The sequence below is a fragment of the Zoogloea sp. genome (assembly GCF_041908905.1).
Taxonomy (GTDB): Bacteria; Pseudomonadota; Gammaproteobacteria; order Burkholderiales; family Rhodocyclaceae; genus Zoogloea.
Genome location: NZ_JAYREK010000001.1, coordinates 212,073 through 229,793 on the forward strand (window position 1 = coordinate 212,073; position 17,721 = coordinate 229,793).

At 69.4% G+C, this 17,721-nt stretch carries 17 protein-coding genes; 9 read left to right on the forward strand and 8 right to left on the reverse strand.

The window, feature by feature from the left end:
* The 3 genes from ACE3OU_RS01005 to ACE3OU_RS01015 all read right to left on the reverse strand — a co-directional run bounded on the left by ACE3OU_RS01005 (position 1) and on the right by ACE3OU_RS01015 (position 3,141).
* The gene (locus ACE3OU_RS01005) at positions 1–645 is read right to left on the reverse strand and encodes a hypothetical protein (RefSeq protein ID WP_374239666.1); all 645 of its coding nucleotides are present in this window, start codon (positions 643–645) and stop codon (positions 1–3) included.
* A 279-nt stretch (positions 646–924) separates the two neighbouring features.
* A complete protein-coding gene (locus tag ACE3OU_RS01010) occupies positions 925–2,556 on the reverse strand; it encodes an ABC-F family ATPase (protein WP_374239667.1) in 1,632 nt (543 codons plus the stop codon).
* Positions 2,557–2,715: 159 nt separating this feature from the next.
* Complete coding sequence (locus tag ACE3OU_RS01015; RefSeq protein ID WP_374239668.1) at positions 2,716–3,141, reverse strand: PilZ domain-containing protein; 426 nt, start codon at positions 3,139–3,141, stop codon at positions 2,716–2,718.
* A 332-nt stretch (positions 3,142–3,473) separates the two neighbouring features.
* Between ACE3OU_RS01015 and ACE3OU_RS01020 the strand changes: the two genes are divergently transcribed.
* A complete protein-coding gene (locus ACE3OU_RS01020; protein WP_374239669.1) occupies positions 3,474–4,130 on the forward strand; it encodes a PEP-CTERM sorting domain-containing protein in 657 nt (218 codons plus the stop codon).
* Positions 4,131–4,232: 102 nt separating this feature from the next.
* Here the strand turns inward: ACE3OU_RS01020 and ACE3OU_RS01025 are convergent, their stop codons facing one another.
* Positions 4,233–4,961, reverse strand: coding sequence for a YebC/PmpR family DNA-binding transcriptional regulator (locus ACE3OU_RS01025; protein WP_374239670.1), 729 nt, complete (start codon positions 4,959–4,961; stop codon positions 4,233–4,235).
* A 108-nt stretch (positions 4,962–5,069) separates the two neighbouring features.
* Positions 5,070–6,611, reverse strand: coding sequence for a hypothetical protein (locus ACE3OU_RS01030; protein WP_374239671.1), 1,542 nt, complete (start codon positions 6,609–6,611; stop codon positions 5,070–5,072).
* Between the two features lie 165 nt (positions 6,612–6,776).
* Here ACE3OU_RS01030 and ACE3OU_RS01035 point away from each other — a divergent pair, with 165 nt between their 5' ends.
* Positions 6,777–8,306, forward strand: coding sequence for a helicase HerA-like C-terminal domain-containing protein (locus ACE3OU_RS01035; RefSeq protein ID WP_374239672.1), 1,530 nt, complete (start codon positions 6,777–6,779; stop codon positions 8,304–8,306).
* Between the two features lie 321 nt (positions 8,307–8,627).
* On the opposite strand, the gene ACE3OU_RS01040 is transcribed toward ACE3OU_RS01035, so the two are convergent.
* Positions 8,628–9,341 carry a uracil-DNA glycosylase family protein gene (locus ACE3OU_RS01040; RefSeq protein ID WP_374239673.1) on the reverse strand — a complete coding sequence of 238 codons (714 nt, stop codon included), beginning with the start codon at positions 9,339–9,341 and terminating at the stop codon, positions 8,628–8,630.
* A gap of 4 nt (positions 9,342–9,345) precedes the next feature.
* Positions 9,346–10,614, reverse strand: a complete 1,269-nt coding sequence (locus tag ACE3OU_RS01045) for an AmpG family muropeptide MFS transporter (protein WP_374239674.1) — start codon at positions 10,612–10,614, stop codon at positions 9,346–9,348.
* Positions 10,615–11,065: 451 nt separating this feature from the next.
* Between ACE3OU_RS01045 and ACE3OU_RS01050 the strand changes: the two genes are divergently transcribed.
* The 7 genes from ACE3OU_RS01050 (at position 11,066) to ACE3OU_RS01080 (ending at position 16,689) form a co-directional block, all read left to right on the forward strand.
* Complete coding sequence (locus ACE3OU_RS01050) at positions 11,066–12,244, forward strand: cytochrome-c peroxidase (RefSeq protein WP_374239675.1); 1,179 nt, start codon at positions 11,066–11,068, stop codon at positions 12,242–12,244.
* A 34-nt stretch (positions 12,245–12,278) separates the two neighbouring features.
* Entirely contained in the window at positions 12,279–13,682 is a 1,404-nt protein-coding gene (locus ACE3OU_RS01055) for a porin (RefSeq protein ID WP_374239676.1), read from the forward strand.
* A gap of 10 nt (positions 13,683–13,692) precedes the next feature.
* Positions 13,693–14,265, forward strand: a complete 573-nt coding sequence (locus tag ACE3OU_RS01060) for an FMN-binding protein (RefSeq protein WP_374239677.1) — start codon at positions 13,693–13,695, stop codon at positions 14,263–14,265.
* On the forward strand, positions 14,262–15,194 hold the full coding sequence (locus tag ACE3OU_RS01065) for an FAD:protein FMN transferase (protein WP_374239678.1): 933 nt from the start codon (positions 14,262–14,264) through the stop codon (positions 15,192–15,194). Before ACE3OU_RS01060 ends, ACE3OU_RS01065 begins: the two co-directional genes overlap by 4 nt.
* The gene (locus ACE3OU_RS01070) at positions 15,187–15,672 is read left to right on the forward strand and encodes a hypothetical protein (RefSeq protein ID WP_374239679.1); all 486 of its coding nucleotides are present in this window, start codon (positions 15,187–15,189) and stop codon (positions 15,670–15,672) included. The genes ACE3OU_RS01065 and ACE3OU_RS01070 overlap by 8 nt, the downstream gene beginning before the upstream one ends.
* Before the next feature lie 119 nt (positions 15,673–15,791).
* Positions 15,792–16,106, forward strand: a complete 315-nt coding sequence (locus ACE3OU_RS01075; protein WP_374239680.1) for a hypothetical protein — start codon at positions 15,792–15,794, stop codon at positions 16,104–16,106.
* A gap of 103 nt (positions 16,107–16,209) precedes the next feature.
* Positions 16,210–16,689 (forward strand): isoprenylcysteine carboxylmethyltransferase family protein, encoded by a 480-nt coding sequence (locus ACE3OU_RS01080; protein WP_374239681.1) that lies wholly within the window; start codon positions 16,210–16,212, stop codon positions 16,687–16,689.
* Positions 16,690–16,742: 53 nt separating this feature from the next.
* Here ACE3OU_RS01080 and ACE3OU_RS01085 read toward each other — a convergent pair whose 3' ends face one another.
* Positions 16,743–17,684, reverse strand: a complete 942-nt coding sequence (locus tag ACE3OU_RS01085) for a GGDEF domain-containing protein (protein ID WP_374239682.1) — start codon at positions 17,682–17,684, stop codon at positions 16,743–16,745.
* Positions 17,685–17,721 lie beyond the last annotated feature (37 nt).

Sequence of the window (17,721 nt, forward strand, 5' to 3'; positions counted from 1 at the left end):
TCAACCCACGGTTGCCGGGCGGCGCACTGGGGCCGCCTTGTCGCTGAGCAGATCCAGCACGCAGTAGAAGGCCCCGGCCGCCAGCGGCGGGTTGGCCACCGGCCAGCCGAGGCCGGGCAGCACGCCGCGCCAGGCCCAGTTGCCGAGGGCGGTGCCCCACAGCTCCATCGCCAGGGACAGCAGGAACATCGTCACGTACAGCCGCGGCGCCGGCCCCCAGCGCAGGCAGGCCAGGAAGATGAGGAGCAGCGGCGGCCCCAGCCAGTCGAGGCGGGCCAGCGCCAGCAGGCTCACCGCCGCCAGCGCCAGCCACGGCGTGACGCGCAGCAGGCCCGTCGGCAGCTCGTCGGCGAGGCGCAGGCCGAGCCAGTAGAGCAGTACGTGCCCGGGCGGCACGAAGAGGGGCAGATTGCCGAGCCGGTAGTCGTACAGCCCCCAGACCAGCGACAGCACGACCTCGCCGGCGGTGGCGATCACGAGGCAGGCCAGCAGCCGCGGGCGCCAGGCCCGCTCCCGCCACCACAGCAGACCGCCCAGGCCCCACACCCACAGGCTCACCAGCGGCGGCCCCCAGACGCCGCCGAAGCGGTCGACCACCAGGCCGAGGGCGATCGTGAGGCCAACAAGGAGCACCAGCGGCGTCACATCGCCCTCCCTGCCTTCAGTACTGACATCCGCACAGCGTCGGCGGAAACACCGCGGCGAGCAGCGCGGGATGGCGGCGTAACGCGGTAGGGGCGTGCAGCGGGCACCGCATCCACGAGGGCAGCCCGAGCAGTCGCAGACACCCGGCACAAGCGCGGCGTTCGTGAAGAAACCGTAGCGAGCGGCCCGAGGTCGCGACGAGGAGCGGAGCCGCACTGGAGTACAGCGAGCACCGCAGTCGCGAGATCGGGCCGCGCAGCAGGTTTATTCACGAACGCGTCATTCGATGCCCTGGCTGGCGAGGTACTCCTCGTAGGTGCCGCGGTAGTCGACGATGTCGCCCGGGCCGCGGATCTCGAGGATGCGGGTGGCGATCGACGACACGAAGGCGCGGTCGTGGGAGACGAAGAACAGCGTGCCGGTGAAGTCGGCGAGGCCCGCGTTGAGGGACTCGATGGACTCCATGTCCATGTGGTTGGTCGGCTCGTCGAGGAGCAGCACGTTCTTGCGCTGAAGCATCAGCTTGCCGAACAGCATGCGGCCCTGCTCGCCGCCGGAGATGACCTTGACCGACTTCTTCACGTCGTCGCCCTTGAACAGCAGGCGGCCCAGGGTGCCGCGGATCAGGGTCTCGGCGTCGTCGCCCTCGTAGCCGCCTTCACGCACGTAGCCGCTGATCCAGTCGGTGAGGTTCTCGCCGCCGGCGAAATCTTCGGCGTGGTCCTGGGCGTAGTAGCCGAGCTTGGCCTTCTCGGCCCACTTGATGGAGCCGTGCTGGGGCGCCAGGCCGTGCAGGCCGGTGCCCACCAGCAGCTTGAGCAGGGTGGTCTTGCCGATGCCGTTCTCGCCGATGATGGCGATGCGGTCGTTGGCGTCGGCGGTGAAGGTGAAGTTCTTGATGATCGGGTTGGCCGGATCGTAGCCGAAAGTGAGGTTCTCGATCTCGACGGCCTGGCGGTGCAGCTTCTCCTTGTCGTCGTACTCGAAGCGGATCCACGGGTACTGGCGGCTGGAGGGCTTGAACTCGTCGATCTTGATCTTCTCGATCTGCTTGGCGCGGCTGGTGGCCTGGCGGGCCTTGGACTTGTTGGCCGAGAAGCGGCGCACGAACTCCTGCAGTTCCTGGACCTTCTCCTTGGCCTTCTGGTTGGCCGCGGCCTGGCGCTCACGGGCCTGGGTGGAGGCTTCGATGTAGTCGTCCCAGTTGCCGGGCCACACCTGGATGCGGCCGTAGTCGAGGTCGGCCATGTGGGTGCACACCTGGTTCAGGAAGTGGCGGTCGTGGGAGATGATGATCATGGTGGAGTTGCGCTCGTTGAGCACGTTCTCCAGCCAGCGGATGGTGTTGATGTCGAGGTTGTTGGTCGGTTCGTCGAGCAGCAGGATGTCCGGGTTGGCGAACAGGGCCTGGGCCAGCAGCACGCGCAGCTTCCAGCCGGGGGCGACTTCGCGCATCAGGCCGTTGTGCTGCTCGGTGGGGATGCCGACGCCATGCAGCAGCTCGCCGGCGCGGGCCTCGGCGGTGTAGCCGTCGTATTCGGCGAAGTGGCCCTCCAGCTCGGCGGCCTTCATGTAGTCGTCCTCGGTCGCCTCGGGGTTGGCGTAGATGGCGTCCTTCTCCTGCATGCAGGCCCACATCTCGGCATGGCCCATCATCACCACGTCGAGCACGCGCACGTCCTCAAACGCAAACTGGTCCTGCCGGAGGAAGGCCATCCGCTCGCCGGTGTCGATGGCGACGTTGCCGGCGCTGGGCTCCAGGACGCCAGCCAGGATCTTCATGAAGGTGGACTTGCCGGCCCCGTTGGCGCCGATCAGACCGTAGCGGTTGCCGTCACCGAACTTGACGGAAACGTTCTCGAAAAGGGGCTTGGCCCCGAACTGCATGGTGATGTTGTTGGCGATGAGCACGGCAGGAATTCCTCAAGCCCCCGCAGCGGGGACGGCAAGACTAGGCACAAACGGAAAACGCCGGCTCGTGGCCGGCGAAGCTGGATCGAAATTTACCATATCTTTCAAGTACCTGAGAAATTATCTCAGGTACCCGGGCGGCACATCCGGGGAGCCCCCTCAGATCAGCGACGGCCCCGACACGATCTCCGCGGCCTCTTTTTCGGAAATGCGCACGGTGGCAGTGGCGATCACATGCACCGTCAGCCAGTCGTGCAGGCGGATCGCGCCGTCGCCCTCGAAGGACAGGAAGCGGCAGCCAAGCTGGCCACCGCTCTCCCCGACCGTGAAATTCATGGTCTCGGCCACGCCGAAGATCCGCTCCGGGATGCCGTCCAGGCTCAGCTCGAAGCCCAGCTGGCGCGGCTCGATGAGCGGTGCGCCGTAGGGCACTGAGAAACCTTCCAGGGACAGGTCATTGACCGGCAGGCGCTCCCCGTCGATCACCACCCAGAAACAGACGCTCCCCCAGCGCCGGGCCACGAAACGCTGGCGCTTGCGGCGTTCGCCGGACCCGACCTCATTTGAAGACTCACTCGCCACCATCAAACGCCTCCACGGACAGTAGATTCAAAACCGTCTTATTGCCTTTTGAATACAACGATTTTAATTCAAGATTCAGAAAAATCAATAAAAACAATATTTTTACTAAATTGAATATTCATCGGGATTAATATACGGCGCCGCGTCACATAACTTAACCTTTACTTGTCGAAATATTTTACAGGACAAACAAGTAACACTTTTTATACATTATAAGTATTTGATTCGTATCAAAAAACCACAATCGGGCACGGCCATTGCTTGATGTGAGCAGGCGGAAATCAATTTTATCCGCTCAAAATATTTTTGACAGATTCCAAACCGGAGTTGAATCCATGAAAAAAAATCTCATCGCGCTTGCCCTTCTCGCAGTTGCTGGTGCCTCTCACGCCGGCGCTTACATCGTTGACGACTTCAACACCGGCGCCCAGAACATCAGCCAAGACGTAGTCGCCGGCACCCCCGTGGAGTCGACGGTAACCGAGCGCGTCCTGTCCATCATCAAGACCGCTGGTGATGACGGCGACGTCGCAAAGGCCCGTGTGAACACCACCGCCGGCAAGCTGTCTGTCAGCAATGACAGCGGCGTCGACTCGACTGTCGGCGTCAGCTGGAATCTGGCTGCGGGTGTTGTACCGCTGAATGTGCTGGACGTCAGCTTTCTCTTCAAGATCATCCTGTCTGATGGCAACCCGACTGACATCGCCTTCACGCTGAACGGTACCAACATCTACTCTTCGGCGATCCCCGGCAACACCAGCAACACCGACAAGACCTTCACCCTCGACCCCGCCCTGATCTCCGCTGGCGGCGTTCTCGCCCTGACCCTGAACGGCGCTCCGGGCTGGGATCTCGAACTGGATGCCTTCGGCATCAGCTGGACCGACCCGGTCACCCCCCCGAACCCGCCGGCTCCGATCCCGGAACCCGCCTCCATGGCCCTGATGGGTCTCGGCGCCCTGGGTCTGGCTGCCGTCCGTCGCCGCAAGTAACTTCCGCCGGAGCGTTTCCGGCCTGGCCGGAAACGCCGCCGAAAGCAAAAGGCCACCTCGCGGTGGCCTTTTTGTTTCATGCGGCGGGCAGCGGGCTCCGCCTCACTCCTCGTCCATCGCGGCCGAGGTGTACACCGCCTGCACGTCGTCGAGGGACTCGATGGCGTCGAGCAGCTTCTGCATGCGCACCGCGTCGTCGCCGGCCAGCTCGGTCTCGTTGAGGGGCTTCATGGTGACTTCGCCGAACTCGGCGGTGAAGCCGGCCTTCTCGAGAGCCTCCTTGACCTCGCCGAACTGGTACGGGTCGGTGGTGACCTCTATGGAGCCGTCGTCGTTGGTCACCACGTCGTCGGCGCCGGCCTCGAGGGCGGCTTCCATCAGCGCGTCTTCCGAGGTGCCCGGCGCGAACAGCAGCTGGCCGCAGTGCTTGAACTGGAAGGACACGCAGCCGTCGGTGCCCATGTTGCCACCGTACTTGTTGAAGGCGTGGCGGACGTCGGCCACCGTGCGGGTCTTGTTGTCGGTGAGGCAATCGACCATCACCGCTGCGCCGCCGATGCCGTAGCCCTCGTAGCGGGCCTCCTCGTAGGTCACGCCCTCGAGCTCGCCGGTGCCCTTCTTGACCGCCCGGTCGATGTTGTCGGCGGGCATGTTGACCGCCTTGGCCCGGTCCACCGCCAGGCGCAGGCGGGGGTTGAAGGCGATGTCGCCGCCGCCCATGCGGGCCGCGACGGTGATTTCCTTAGCCAGCCGCGAGAAGACGCGACCGCGCTTTTCGTCCTGCCGGCCCTTGCGGTGCTGAATGTTGGCCCACTTGGAATGACCCGCCATGATGCGCTAACCCTATCAATCGAAAGCCGAAAATTATAACCCACGGCAAGCGCCGCGGGCCCTCCGCGGATGCGCCGGGAGGGCCCCAGGCCCGGCGTGGCGTGCCGCCTACGGGCAGACCGCCCGGGTCGGGCGCCCCGTGCGGGTGACCGGCGCCCCGCGCGAGAGGGAGAAGTACGGGTCGCAGGCCGGCGGCACGGCGGCGGTGCGCAGCTCGACGGGCGCCGACGGCATGCCCTCGACCTCGCCCAGCAGCGGGCGCAGGGTGTAGCGATAGGCGCTGCCCGGACGGAGTCCGTCATCGACCCACGAGACGCGGGCCGCCTCCACCCTCGCCCGCCGCTGAGGGGCGCCCCCCGCCTCGCTGCGTTCGACGACATAGGCCGTGGCACCGGCCACCGGCGTCCACGCCAGCGCCGCCTGGGAGGCGCTGCGGTCGACCACCGTCAGCGCCGGCTGTGCCCCGCCCGCGGGAGCGGATCGCCCCCCGGCGCCGGCGAGCCGCTCGGCCATACGCCACACCGCGGCGATCTGCACCCCCGCCTTGCGGGCGTAGGTGCCGGCGCCCGGGTCGTGCAGGAAATCGTTGTAGCCCCACCAGTCCCAGCAGCCCATCGGGTTGGCCGGGGTGCGGCCCAGCGGGTCCGGCAGCGTCTTGCGGGCCTGGGGGTAGAGCACCACGATGCGGCCCGCGTCGGCCCACTCGTTGAAGCCGGCGGTGGTGGCGAACGCCTGACCGAGGCTGCCGGCGTCCTGCTGGCAGCCGTGGAAGGCGATGTGCAACCGGCAGGGCTCGCCGGCGCGGCAGGCCGGCGGCACATACACGTAGCCGGTGTCGCCCATCGCGATCCGCGCCGGCGGCACGGGGCTGCCGCTACGCCCGCGGATGAAGGGCGCCTGCTCGAAGGACTCCAGCTTCCCACCGAGAGCGGCGGTGGGGGTGCGCCGCAGCGGGCCATAGAAGAGCTGCAGCGCGGCGCCGGCGGCGTCGTAGAGCGCACCCGGCTGGCCGGGCTCGGCGCAGGCGTTGATGAAGCGGCCGCCGGTCTGGGCGCACACGTTGCAGGCGCCATCCGGGCGATCGGCGCAGGCGGCGGAGATCTGGGCGTGGCCGGCCGGCAACTCGTCCTTGTAGAAGACCTGCCCGGCCGGCGTGAAGGCCGTGTACCAGGCCCGCAGGGCGTCGCTCACCGGCTTCTTGACCACGCCGTCGTTGTAGCCGTGGAAGATCCACACCGTCTGCCGGGCGAGGCCCTCGGGCGGGTCGATCTCGCCCTTCGCCCCCCAGCCACGGGTGGCGGCGACCATGCGGGCGAGCTGGGCCGCGTCGATGGGCTGGGCGCGGTAGGCCGGGTCGCCCTGCATGCAGCGCCCGATGGCCCGGTCCACCGAGGCACCACCGAGGGCGTCGTCGAGGGCGCAGAAATACGGCCCGCCGGCGGTGGCGGCGACCCCGCGCACCGAGGCCGAATGGGCCACCCCCAGCTGCACCGCCATGAAGGCCCCGGACGAGATGCCCGACACCGTGGTCTGGGCGAGGTCGATCTTGAGCTCGGGCAGCTCGGCGGCCACCGCCGGCGGGGCCGCCAGCAGCGCAGCCAGCGCGAGGCCCGCCAGCCGGCCCCGGAGGGCGCAGGACGAGAACGTCATGATGCATCTCCTTGAAGTGGACGATTCCGCTTCAGCTTAGACCCCGATGATGCACGGCACAATGACAAAAAATTACACCCGAGCACCGCCCGGCGGCCGCCTCTGGCCGCGCTCCGCCAATCGGGCTACCCTTGGCGTTTTGATCCGCCAGCCCGGAGAGACGCCATGACCGAGCCCCTGCTCATCGCCAAGTCCAAGACCCAGGACATCCACCTGCTGCCCCAGCTCGCCAACCGCCACGGCCTGATCACCGGCGCCACCGGCACCGGCAAGACGGTCACGCTGCAGAAGATGGCCGAATCCTTCGCCAACATCGGCGTGCCGGTGTTCATGGCCGACGTGAAGGGCGACCTCTCCGGCGTGGGCGCCGCCGGCGTCGAGTCGCCCAAGCTCAAGGAGCGCCTGGCCGCCCTGGGCATCACCGAGTTCACCCCGCGGCCGTGCACCGCGGTGTTCTGGGACGTCTTCGGCGAGGCCGGTCACCCGGTGCGGGCCACGGTATCCGACATGGGCCCGCTGCTCCTCACCCGCCTGCTCAACCTCAACGAGACCCAGTCGGGGGTGCTGCAGCTGGTGTTCAAGATCGCCGACGACCAGGGCCTGCTGATCATCGACCTCAAGGATCTGCGCGCCGTGCTGCAGTACGTGGGCGAGAACGCCAAGGAGTACACCACCTCCTACGGCAACATCTCGGCCGCCTCGATCGGCGCCATCCAGCGCGGCCTGCTGGCCCTCGAGACCCAGGGCGGCGACAAGTTCTTCGGCGAGCCGATGCTCGACATCGCCGACCTGATGCAGACCGACGCCGACGGCCGCGGGGTGATCAACGTGCTGGCCGCCGACAAGCTCAGCCAGCTGCCCAAGCTCTACTCCACCTTCCTGCTGTGGATGCTGGCCGAGCTCTTCGAGCAGCTCCCCGAGGTCGGCGACGTGGACAAGCCCAAGCTGGTGTTCTTCTTCGACGAAGCCCACCTGCTCTTCAACGACGCTCCCAAGGCGCTCCTCGAAAAGATCGAGCAGGTGGTGCGCCTGATCCGCTCGAAGGGCGTCGGCGTTTACTTCGTCACCCAGAACCCCCTCGACGTGCCCGACACCGTGCTCGGCCAGCTCGGCAACCGGGTCCAGCACGCCCTGCGCGCCTTCACCCCGCGCGACCAGAAGGCCGTCAAGACCGCCGCCGAGACCATGCGCGCCAACCCCGAGTTCGACGCCGCCACCGTCATCACCGAGCTCGGCGTGGGCGAGGCGCTGGTGTCCTTCCTCGACGACAAGGGCCGCCCGCACATCGTCGAGCGCGCCACCATCATCGCCCCCGACTCCCGCCTCGGCCCGCTGACTCCGGCCGAGCGCAAGGCCGCCATCGAAAACTCGGTGATCTACGGCCATTACGAGGCGATGGTGGATCGGGAATCGGCCTTCGAAGTGCTGCAGGGCAAGCCCGCGGCCACCCCGGCCACCGGCAAGGGCAGCAACGGCGGCGGCGCCGCCCCGGCCCCCGCCGAAGAGAGCGGCAGCGGGCTGCTCGGCGGGCTCAGCGAGCTGCTGTTCGGCAGCACCGGCCCCCGCGGCGGGCGCCACCCGGGCCTGGCCGAACAGGCCGCCCGCAGCGCGGTGCGCACGGTGGGCTCGTCCATCGGCCGCGAGATCGTGCGCGGCGTGCTCGGCTCCATCCTCGGCGGCGGCCGGCGCCGCTGAGCTGGCCGCCGGAGGGGCGGCGTCGATGAACATTCACCCGGCGGAGGGTCTCTGCGATCCTCCGTCGCCCTATTTTTAGGCAATCGAGGGTCCCCGGGAGGGTCGGTTGCCTTATTTTGAGGCGATGCCGCCTCATTTTTATGCAAGCGAGGGGCGCCAAGAGGATCGGTTGCCTAACTTTTAGGCGACACTGCCTAAACTTTAGGCGACGTCGCCCACGCTGCGGGCGAGCCCGCCTCGTCCTCGGGCTGCGACGTGGAAAAACTCATCGACGCCACCCAAGCAACAGGCCCGGGACACCCGCCAGGCGCCCCGGCGCCGCTACCACACCCCCAGCTCGACCAGCTGCCGCGTCGCCGCCTCGCTCCAGCCGCGGTTGGCCGCCGGGCTGGCCGGGCTGGGGTGGAGCACCCGTCCGAAACGCAGCGGCAGGCCGGCCAGCGCCTCCCGGGCGCGCTGCTCGGCCCAGGCGCCGACGCCGATCACCCACTCCGGCTGCAGAATCTCCACCGTCTCGCGCAGGTGGGCGTCGCAGGCCGCCAGCAGCGGCCCCTGCTCGGCGGCGGGCAGCTTGTCCGGCGTGACATTGCGGCCCCCGTCGAAGAAGGCCAGCGGGCAGTAGTTGGACACGAAGTGCTCGGCAAAGAAGGCCTCCGCCGTGCCGAAGCGCTCGGCGAACAAGCCCCACAGCCGCCGCCCGCTCACCTCGGAGCGGGTGCACGCGAAACCCTCGATGGGGCGCTTGGGGTTCTGCTCGGCGGGCGGCGTTATCTCGGCCTCGATGCCCATCCAGTCGCGCACCGCGGCGACCTCGCCGAAGGGCACCCCGGTCTGCACCATCCCGAATGGACCCGGGTTCATGCCGACGAAGACCACCCGCTTCGGCCCCTGGCCAAAGCGCCGCAGGTAGGCCGCGTTGCCCGCCCAGGCATAGTCGAAGGGGTTGTAGACGTGGGACACCGGCGCCGAAAAGCGCATCGGCGCAAGGGCCGCCGACAGCCTGCGGGCGGCGGTTTCGAGGGGTTTGTCGGACATTGGGTCAGCTCCGGGCTTCGGTCGGCGGGGCTTCACGCCACGGCGCGACCTTGAACAGCAGCAGCATGCCGGGCACCGCCAGCACGCCGCACAGCATGAAGAAATCGAACCAGCCGAAGTATTCCACCAGCCAGCCCGCCGAGGCGTTGATGAAAGTGCGCGGCACCGCCATCAAGCTGGTGAACAGCGCCAGCTGGGTGGCCGTGTAGGCCGGGTGGGTGGTGCGCGCCATGTAGGCCACGAAGGCGGTGGTGCCTAGCCCAACCCCCAGCGCCTCGAGGCCGATCACCGCCGCCAGCACCCACAGCCGGCCGGCATCGGCCTCGGCCGGCCCCAGCCAGGCCAGCCACGCGAAGCCGAAGATCGCCAGCCACTGCACCACCCCGAACACCCACAGGGCCCGGTTGATGCCCAGCTTGACCATCCACAGCCCGCCCAGCAGGCCGCCGATCACGCTGGGCCACAGGCCGGCGTTCTTGGCGATCAGGCCGACCTCGGTCTTGCTGAAGCCCATCTCGAGGTAGAAGGGCGTGGCCAGCGCCGTGCACAGCGAGTCGCCGAGCTTGTACAAAAAGATGAAGGCCAGCACCAGCAGCGCCGAGCGCAGCCCGTGGCGGCCGAAGAACTCGCGGAAGGGCTCGACCACCGCATCGCGCAGGGTGCGCGGCGCCCGGGCCGCGGCGACGGGCTCGCGGACCAGCAGGGTCATCAGCAGGCCCGGCGCCATGAACAGCGCGGTGATCACGAACACCTGCGGCCACGGCAGGCGGTCGGCCAGCACCAGCGCCAGGCTGCCCGGCACCAGGCCGGCGAGCTTGTAGGCGTTGACGTGGATCGCGTTGCCGATGCCCAGCTCGATCTCGGGAAGCAGCTCGCGGCGGTAGGCGTCCAGCACGATGTCGAGGGTGGCCGACAGGAAGGCGATCAGCGCCGTCAGCCCAACCACCAGCCCCAGCTCGGCGGTGGGCGACAGGGTGCCGAGCCAGGCGATCGCCCCGAGCAGCAGCAGCATGGTGAGCGCCATCCAGCCCCGCCGGCGGCCCAGCAGGGGCAGCGCGTAGCGGTCGAGGAAGGGCGACCAGACGAACTTCCAGGTGTACGGAAACTGGATCAGCGCGAAGGCCCCGATGGCCTTCAGCGACAGGCCCTCGGTCTTCAGCCAGGCCGGCACCAGGTTGAGCAGCAGGTAGAGCGGCAGGCCGGACGAGAAGCCGGTCAGCACGCAGATCAGCATGCGGCGGTTGGCGAGGGCACGCCAGGGGGATTCGGTCATGGGAGCATGGGGCAGCCGGCGGGACGGGGGCGATGGGCCAGCCGGCTGGAGATCCGGGTCTTGAATTAAAAATCGCACGAAGCAGCGCCGGCACGGGGAACGGCGCAGCGGCGGCAGCCGGGATGATACAGGAGAGCCGGGCGTCCCCGCCGGCTCGGGCAAGCCTTGGCATGGGCGAGCCGGCCCCCGGATACCCTTTTGCATAGCTGACAGATTCCTGTCAAAAACCTTTCATAACCCTTTCATCTTAAAGGTTATTGACCGGAACCAGAAAGCACCCTTATGATGCGAACCATTCTTATTTGCGAGTGAGTCTTGTTTAACTCCCTCGCCTCCGCCAGCCAGCCAAGCCGGTATCGACCCGCCCAGCCAGCCAGCGACGAGAACCCGGGGCGGCACGCGCGTGCCGCCCGCCACGCGTGGTCCGCCCGCCAACCGTCTGGAGCCGTCGATGCGCAGCCTTGCGTCCATCGCCTGCACCCTGCTGGCCCTCATCCTCTCCGCCTGTGGCGGCGGTGGAGACGGCAGCGCGGGCGGCACTGCCCCCCTCTCCCTCTCGGCCGCCGCCCAGGTCGGGGAGAAGCTCTTCAACGACCCCGTCCTGTCCGGCACCGGCACCCAGTCGTGCGCGAGCTGCCACGTCAAGGCAAACCACCACGCCGCCTCCGACACCCGTTCGGTGCCCGCCGGCGCCGAGGCCGGGCATGAAGCCGGGCGGCAGGCCCCCTCGCTGCAATACCTCAAGTTCAACACGGCCTTCTTCTTCGACAAGGACGGCACACCGACCGGCGGCTTCACCTGGGACGGTCGCGCCAACACCCTCGCCGAACAGGCCGCCGGCCCGCTGCTCAACCCCAACGAGATGGCCAACACCAGCATCGAGGACGTGGTGGCCAAGCTCAGGCGCTCGCGCCACGCGGACGAATTCCGCCAGGTGTTCGGCGCCGGCATCCTGGACACGCCGGCCGACGCCTTCGCCCGCCTGCTGTACGCGCTCCAGCAGTATCAGCTCGAAGACCCGGACTTCGCGCCGTTCAGCAGCAAGTTCGACCTCTGGCAGGCGGGCAAGGTGGCGCTCAGCGCGGCCGAGCTGCGGGGCTGGTCCCTCTTCAACGACCCGGCCAAGGGCAACTGCGCGGCCTGCCACGTCAGCACCGGCGTGAATGGCAACCCGCCCCTGTTTACCGACAACACCTACGACGTGCTGGGCGTGCCGCGCAACCCCGACATCCAGGCCAACGCCAACCCGGCCTACCACGACCTGGGGCTGTGCGGCCCGGTCCGCGGCGACCTGGCCGGCCGCAGCGACCTGTGCGGCGCCTTCCGGGTTCCGACGCTGCGCAACGTGGCGATGACCGCGCCCTACTTCCACAACGGCGCCATCAAGACCCTGACCGACGCGGTGCGCTTCTACGTGCGCCGCGACACCCACCCGGAAGAGTGGTACCCCACCGACGCCAACGGCGTGGTGCAGAAGTTCAACGACCTGCCGCCCGCCTACCACCGCAACGTGAACACCACCGAAGCCCCCTACAACCGCAAGCCCGGCGACGCCCCCGCGCTCAACGAAGCCGAGATCGCAGACCTGGTGAGCTTCCTGCAGACCCTCACGGACGGCTTCGCCCCCTGACGCGCACCGCCCCCATTCCCCACCGGAGCCTTTCATGAAATCCACGCCCATCTGCCTGGCCCTCGCCGCCCTGTTCGCCACCGGGAGCGCCCACGCCGCCGGCGATGCCAGGTTACGCGCCCAACTCGAGAAGATGGTCGCGGAGATCGAATCCCTGAAGGCCGAGCTGAAGACCGTCAAGGCCCAGGTCGCCGCAACGCCCCCACAAGCCCCGGCGCGGGCCGTGACCGCAGCCCCCGCCACGCCGGTTGCCCCTGCTGCGCCGATAGCCCCGGTCGTCACCTCCGCCCCGGCGGCCCCCGCGCCCCAGGCCCTGCCCGGCCTGGCCGGCGGAATGGCCGGCGCCGATGCCTACACCGCCGCGCCGGCCAACCCCACCAGCTTCTTCGGCTACGGCGAGATCAACTACAACCGCCCCTTCCGCGACCAGAGCCAGACCCAGATGGATGTCCGGCGGATCGTGCTGGGCGTGAGCCACCAGGCCTCCGAGCGGACCCGCATCGTCACCGAGTTCGAGTTCGAGCACGGGGTCACGTCCGCCACCGACTCGGGGGAAGCCTCCGTCGAGCAGGCCTACGTGGAACACCGCCTCAGCGACGGGCTCGGCCTCAAGGGCGGCCTGTTCCTGATCCCGCTGGGCCGGCTCAACCTGCGCCACGAGCCGACCACCTATTACGGCGTCGAACGCAATTTCGTCGAAACCGCGATCATCCCCTCCACCTGGCGGGAGGTCGGCCTGTCCGCCTTTGGCGCCACCGAGGCCGGCCTGAGCTGGGACGTCGGCCTGACCAGCGGCTTCGACCTCAACAAATGGAACGCCACCGGCACCGAAGGCCGGGAGTCGCCCCTCGGCGCCATCCACCAGGAGGGCCAGCTCGCCCGGGCCAACAACCTGTCGGTCTATGGCGCCCTCTCCTGGCGCGGCACCCCCGGGCTGGACGTGGGGGCCGGCGTGTTCACCGGGCAGGCATCCCACAAGCTGAAGGACCCGTCCACCGCCAACGCCGGCCTGTACGCCCCGGACGCCCGGATCACCCTGTGGGACGCCCACGCCCGCTGGACCCCCGGCAGGTGGGACCTCTCCGCGCTGTACGCCCGCGGCAGCATCACCGACACCGGGGCGCTGAACGCCCACCTGCCGGGCACGACCCTGGTGCCCAAGTCCTTCTTCGGCTGGTACACCCAGGCCGCCTACCGCCTGTGGGAGCACGACGAATACCAGCTGAGCCCCTTCACCCGTTACGAGGTGTTCAACACCGCGGCGAGCTACGACGCCCCCGCCGGCATCGGCAGCGGCGCGGCCCGCGACGAGAAGGTCCTGACCGCCGGCGCCAACCTCCGGGTGGGCGAACACGTCGTGCTCAAGGCCGACGTGCAGCGCTTCCAGGTCGAGCGCAGCCGCGACCGGCTCGACCTCGGCATCGGCTACCAGTTCTGAGGCCCTGCGCATGAAGCCCCCCTTCGCCCCCTGGACCGTCACGCCCCTCGTCGCCCTGGCCGGCATCGGGCTCCCCGCGCTGCATGTCCCCGCCGCCCGGGCCGCCCCGGCCATGAGCCCGGACCAGGCCGCCCGCGCCGCCTTTCCCGAGGCCGACCGCTTCGACGCCCGCAGCATCCGGCTGAGCCCCGAGCAGCTGCGCAGCCTCGATGCCGTCGCGCCGGTGCGCCAGCGCGGCGAGCTCCGCCAGATCGACGCCTGGGCGGGCTCGCGCCTGCTCGGCACGCTGTATGTGGACGACGTGATCGGCAAGGTGGAATGGGTCACCTACGCCCTGTCGATCGGTGCCGACGGCGCCGTGCGGGGGCTGGAGATCCTGGACTACCGGGAGACCCACGGCTTCGAGGTGCGCACCCCCGGCTGGCGCCGGCAGTTCATCGGGCGCCGGGCCGACACGCCCTTCCACTTCGGCGACGACATCAAGAACATCAGCGGCGCCACCCTCTCCTGCAGCCACCTCACCGCCGGCGTGCAGCGCCTGCTCGCCTTCCACGCCCAGCTGGCCCGGGCCACGCCCAGATGAACCCGGCGCCGCTGCGGCGGATCCGCCCGTACCTCGGCACCTACGTGGAGATCGAGGCGAGCGACGCCGGCGACGGCGCCGCGGCGGCGGCCGTCGATGCCGCCTTCGCGCGCATCGCCGCCATCGAGGCCGCGATGAGCTTCCACCACCCGGGCAGCGAACTCAGCCGCCTGAACCGGGATGCCCACCGCGCGCCCCAGCCCGTCGGCCCCGACACGCGCCGGGTGCTGGAGCACGCCCTCACGCTGGCCCGCCTCTCGGACGGCGCCTTCGACCCCTGCGTCGCCCCCCGGCTGGTCGCCGGCCGCCTGCTGCCCCCACCCGACGGCGCCACGCCGCCCACCGGGGGCTGCTGGCAGGACATCCACCTCCTCGATGACGGGCGGGTCGGCTTCGGGCGCCCCCTGTGGCTGGACCTCGGCGGCATCGCCAAGGGCTACGCGGTGGATCAGGCCATCGAAACCCTGCTCGCCCACGGCGCGCGCCGGGCCACCGTCAACGCCGGCGGCGATCTCCGCCACGCCTGCCGCGCTCCGGCCGACCGGCCGCTGCCGATCCTGCTGCGCAATCCCGCCGATCCGGCCGCGCTGGTCCCGTTCGGCCAGCTGCGCAACGCGGCGCTGGCCACCTCGGGCGAAACCGTCCTCGGCCGGACGGGGCCGGACATCCCGCTGTCACCCCTGGTCGACCCGCGGGCCGGCCTGCGCCCGGCCCGGGCCCGCAGCGTCAGCGTCTGGGCGCCCACCTGCTGGCTGGCAGACGGGCTGACCAAGATCGTCGCCCTGCGGGGCCTGGACAGCCAGCCCGTCCTCGACGCCTGCGGGTGCGAGGCGGCGATCATCGAACCCGATGCCCGGGTGCACGCCAGCCCGGGCTTCTGGGCCGCCCTCGAACTCTCCCACCGGCCGCCGGAACCCCACCATGCATGACACCCTTCACACCCGGCCCCGAAAGCCGGTACGCCCCAGCCAGGGGCAGCGCCGCGCGAACTACCTGGGGAGCGGCCTGCTGCTCGGCAGCGGGCTGTTGTGGCTGGTCGCCCACCATCTGCTGCCGCTCCCCGAGTTTGCCGCCCGTCATCCGCTGGAAACCTGGGCCATGCGCATCCACGGGGCAGCCGCCCTGTTCGGCATCGCCGTCTTCGGCAGCCTGTGGGCAAGCCACCTGCTGCCCGCCTGGCAGCACGGCCGGCACCGGGCGAGTGGCGCCTCCCTCGCCGTGGCCTGGCTGCTCCTGCTGCTGACGGGGTACGGGCTGTACTACGTGCCCGACGAAGACTGGCGCGCGCCCCTCAGCCTGGTCCATCAGCTCGCCGGCTTCGGCCTTCCCCTCGGGCTGGGGCTCCACGTCCTCACCGTGCGGCGCAGCCGGCGGGTCGCCAGAATGACCGCCGCAGCCCGGCCCTGACCGGCGGACGCGCCGGACGGGCCGGAAAAGCACCATCCGTACAATCGGTTACTTGCTTCCGGCGGCGGGCCGCCGAAAAATGCGGCGCTCAGGCTATCAAGACAGGGAGGAGACCCGCCATGTACACCGTCACCGTGGCCTTCCAGGCCGACCGGGAGTACGAATTCCACGTGCACGCGGACGACGTCGCCGGGCTCGATTCGGGCCGCGCGCGGGAATGGCTGCACGAGGAGTTCGACGAGCTCGAATGCACCCCGACCAACCCGATGGGCAAGGTGCTCATCCTCGACGTGATCCTCAACGTCGCCAAGTACGGCGGCGAGCCGCGCTTCGCCCAGGGCGGCGAGTGGGCCCGGCGCTTCGCCGCCTGCGTCGCCGTCGCCCTCGACCGCCCGGCGGTGCGCATCGACGTGCCCGGCTTCGTGGTCGGCTGAACCCGGCCCCGGGGGGCCGACGCCTTCCGCCTGGCGGCCCGCCCCGCGGCGTGGCAGACTGCGCCCCGGCGAGCCCCATCCCCGGGGCATTCCGGAGGCCCCGATGGAACGACATCCCTGGTGGAAGGGCCGGCGCGGCGAGTGGTACGTCGGCCTGCAATTGCTGCTGTGTGTGCTGGTGGTCTTCGGGCCGACCGGCGCTTCGGCCTGGCCGGCGCCCCTGGCGGCCGTCGCCCGGGTGCTCGGCATCACGCTGATTGCCGCCGGCGGCCTGATCGCCGCCGCCGCGGCCCTCAACCTGGGGCGCCATCTCACCCCGCTGCCCCACCCCAAGGACAGCTGCGAGCTGGTGGAGCACGGCCTCTACGCCTGGGTGCGCCACCCGATCTACTGCGGCATCATCCTGGCCGCCTTCGGCTGGGCGCTGTACGCGCAGGGCTGGCTGAGCCTGCTGTGGGCCGCGCTGCTGGTGGTGTTCTTCGACATCAAGTCGCGCCGCGAGGAAGCCTGGCTGGCCGCCCGCTTCCCGGCCTACGCGGACTACCGGCGGCGCGTCCGCAAGCTGATCCCCTTCATCTACTAACCCCCAGGGCCTGGGAAACCTGGGGAGGCCCGGCGTTTCCCAGGGTGTCGCGCTCAGGCCGACATCAGCTCGACCCTGTTGCGGCCGCTGCGCTTGGCGTCGTAGAGCCGGGCATCGGCCTGGCGGAACAGCTGGGCAAGGGGGCCGCTGGTCCGCGGCAGATAGGCGCCGCCCACCGAGAGGGTGACGCGCTCCCAGGGCTGGTTGCCCTCGTGGGGGATCTCCAGCCCCGCCACCGCGGCCCGCAGCGCCTCGGCAACGCGGGGAAAACCCTTGGCCGGGCAACGCGGCAGGATCACCGCAAACTCCTCGCCGCCATAGCGCGCCACGAAGGCGTCCGGCAGCCCTTCCCGGTTCACCCCGTCGACCACCCGCGCCAGCGCGGTGGCCACCATGCGCAGGGCATCGTCGCCGGGCAGGTGGCCATAGCAGTCGTTGTATTGCTTGAAGTGGTCCACATCCACCAGCAGCAACCCCAGCGGCGCGCCCTCGTTGCCGAGGATGCCCCACAGTTCGTCGAGGCGCTGGTCCATGTAGCGCCGGTTGAACAGGCCGGTGAGCCCGTCCAGGTTGGCCAGGTTGGCCAGCTTGCGGTTGGCCCGCGACAGCTCGGCCCGCAGCGCGGCGATCCGCGCCATGGCCATCATGTAGGCCTCCAGCGCCTCGGTGGGCGCCGACTTGGCGATGAAGGCGTCACCGCCCGCGTGGATCGAGGCGACGAGGTTTTCGGCCGTATCGGTGGCGGTCAGGAAGATCACCGGCGTCCACGCCCACTGCCGGGTCGCCTCGAAGGCGCGGATATGGCGCACCGTCTCGAAGCCGTCCATCACCGGCATGGCGATGTCCATGAACACCAGATCGGGGGAGATCTCCCGGAAGCGCTCCAGCGCCTCGGCGCCGTTGGCCGCGGCGACGACCTCATGCCCCATCGCCTTCAGCTTGGCGGTGAAGGCATTTACGACCGCACAGGCGTCGTCCACAAAGAGCACTCGCATCTGATTTCCCTGTTTTCAGCAAGCCTGGCCAGAACAA

What these genes read in the sequence shown, in the direction of transcription:
- ACE3OU_RS01015 (WP_374239668.1), bottom strand. Translation starts at nt 3,141, where the DNA reads ATGGTGGCGAGTGAGTCTTCAAATGAGGTCGGGTCCGGCGAACGCCGC.
- ACE3OU_RS01020 (WP_374239669.1), top strand. Translation starts at nt 3,474, where the DNA reads ATGAAAAAAAATCTCATCGCGCTTGCCCTTCTCGCAGTTGCTGGTGCC.
- ACE3OU_RS01025 (WP_374239670.1), bottom strand. Translation starts at nt 4,961, where the DNA reads ATGGCGGGTCATTCCAAGTGGGCCAACATTCAGCACCGCAAGGGCCGG.
- ACE3OU_RS01030 (WP_374239671.1), bottom strand. Translation starts at nt 6,611, where the DNA reads ATGACGTTCTCGTCCTGCGCCCTCCGGGGCCGGCTGGCGGGCCTCGCG.
- ACE3OU_RS01035 (WP_374239672.1), top strand. Translation starts at nt 6,777, where the DNA reads ATGACCGAGCCCCTGCTCATCGCCAAGTCCAAGACCCAGGACATCCAC.
- ACE3OU_RS01040 (WP_374239673.1), bottom strand. Translation starts at nt 9,341, where the DNA reads ATGTCCGACAAACCCCTCGAAACCGCCGCCCGCAGGCTGTCGGCGGCC.
- ACE3OU_RS01045 (WP_374239674.1), bottom strand. Translation starts at nt 10,614, where the DNA reads ATGACCGAATCCCCCTGGCGTGCCCTCGCCAACCGCCGCATGCTGATC.
- ACE3OU_RS01050 (WP_374239675.1), top strand. Translation starts at nt 11,066, where the DNA reads ATGCGCAGCCTTGCGTCCATCGCCTGCACCCTGCTGGCCCTCATCCTC.
- ACE3OU_RS01055 (WP_374239676.1), top strand. Translation starts at nt 12,279, where the DNA reads ATGAAATCCACGCCCATCTGCCTGGCCCTCGCCGCCCTGTTCGCCACC.
- ACE3OU_RS01060 (WP_374239677.1), top strand. Translation starts at nt 13,693, where the DNA reads ATGAAGCCCCCCTTCGCCCCCTGGACCGTCACGCCCCTCGTCGCCCTG.
- ACE3OU_RS01065 (WP_374239678.1), top strand. Translation starts at nt 14,262, where the DNA reads ATGAACCCGGCGCCGCTGCGGCGGATCCGCCCGTACCTCGGCACCTAC.
- ACE3OU_RS01070 (WP_374239679.1), top strand. Translation starts at nt 15,187, where the DNA reads ATGCATGACACCCTTCACACCCGGCCCCGAAAGCCGGTACGCCCCAGC.
- ACE3OU_RS01075 (WP_374239680.1), top strand. Translation starts at nt 15,792, where the DNA reads ATGTACACCGTCACCGTGGCCTTCCAGGCCGACCGGGAGTACGAATTC.
- ACE3OU_RS01080 (WP_374239681.1), top strand. Translation starts at nt 16,210, where the DNA reads ATGGAACGACATCCCTGGTGGAAGGGCCGGCGCGGCGAGTGGTACGTC.
- ACE3OU_RS01085 (WP_374239682.1), bottom strand. Translation starts at nt 17,684, where the DNA reads ATGCGAGTGCTCTTTGTGGACGACGCCTGTGCGGTCGTAAATGCCTTC.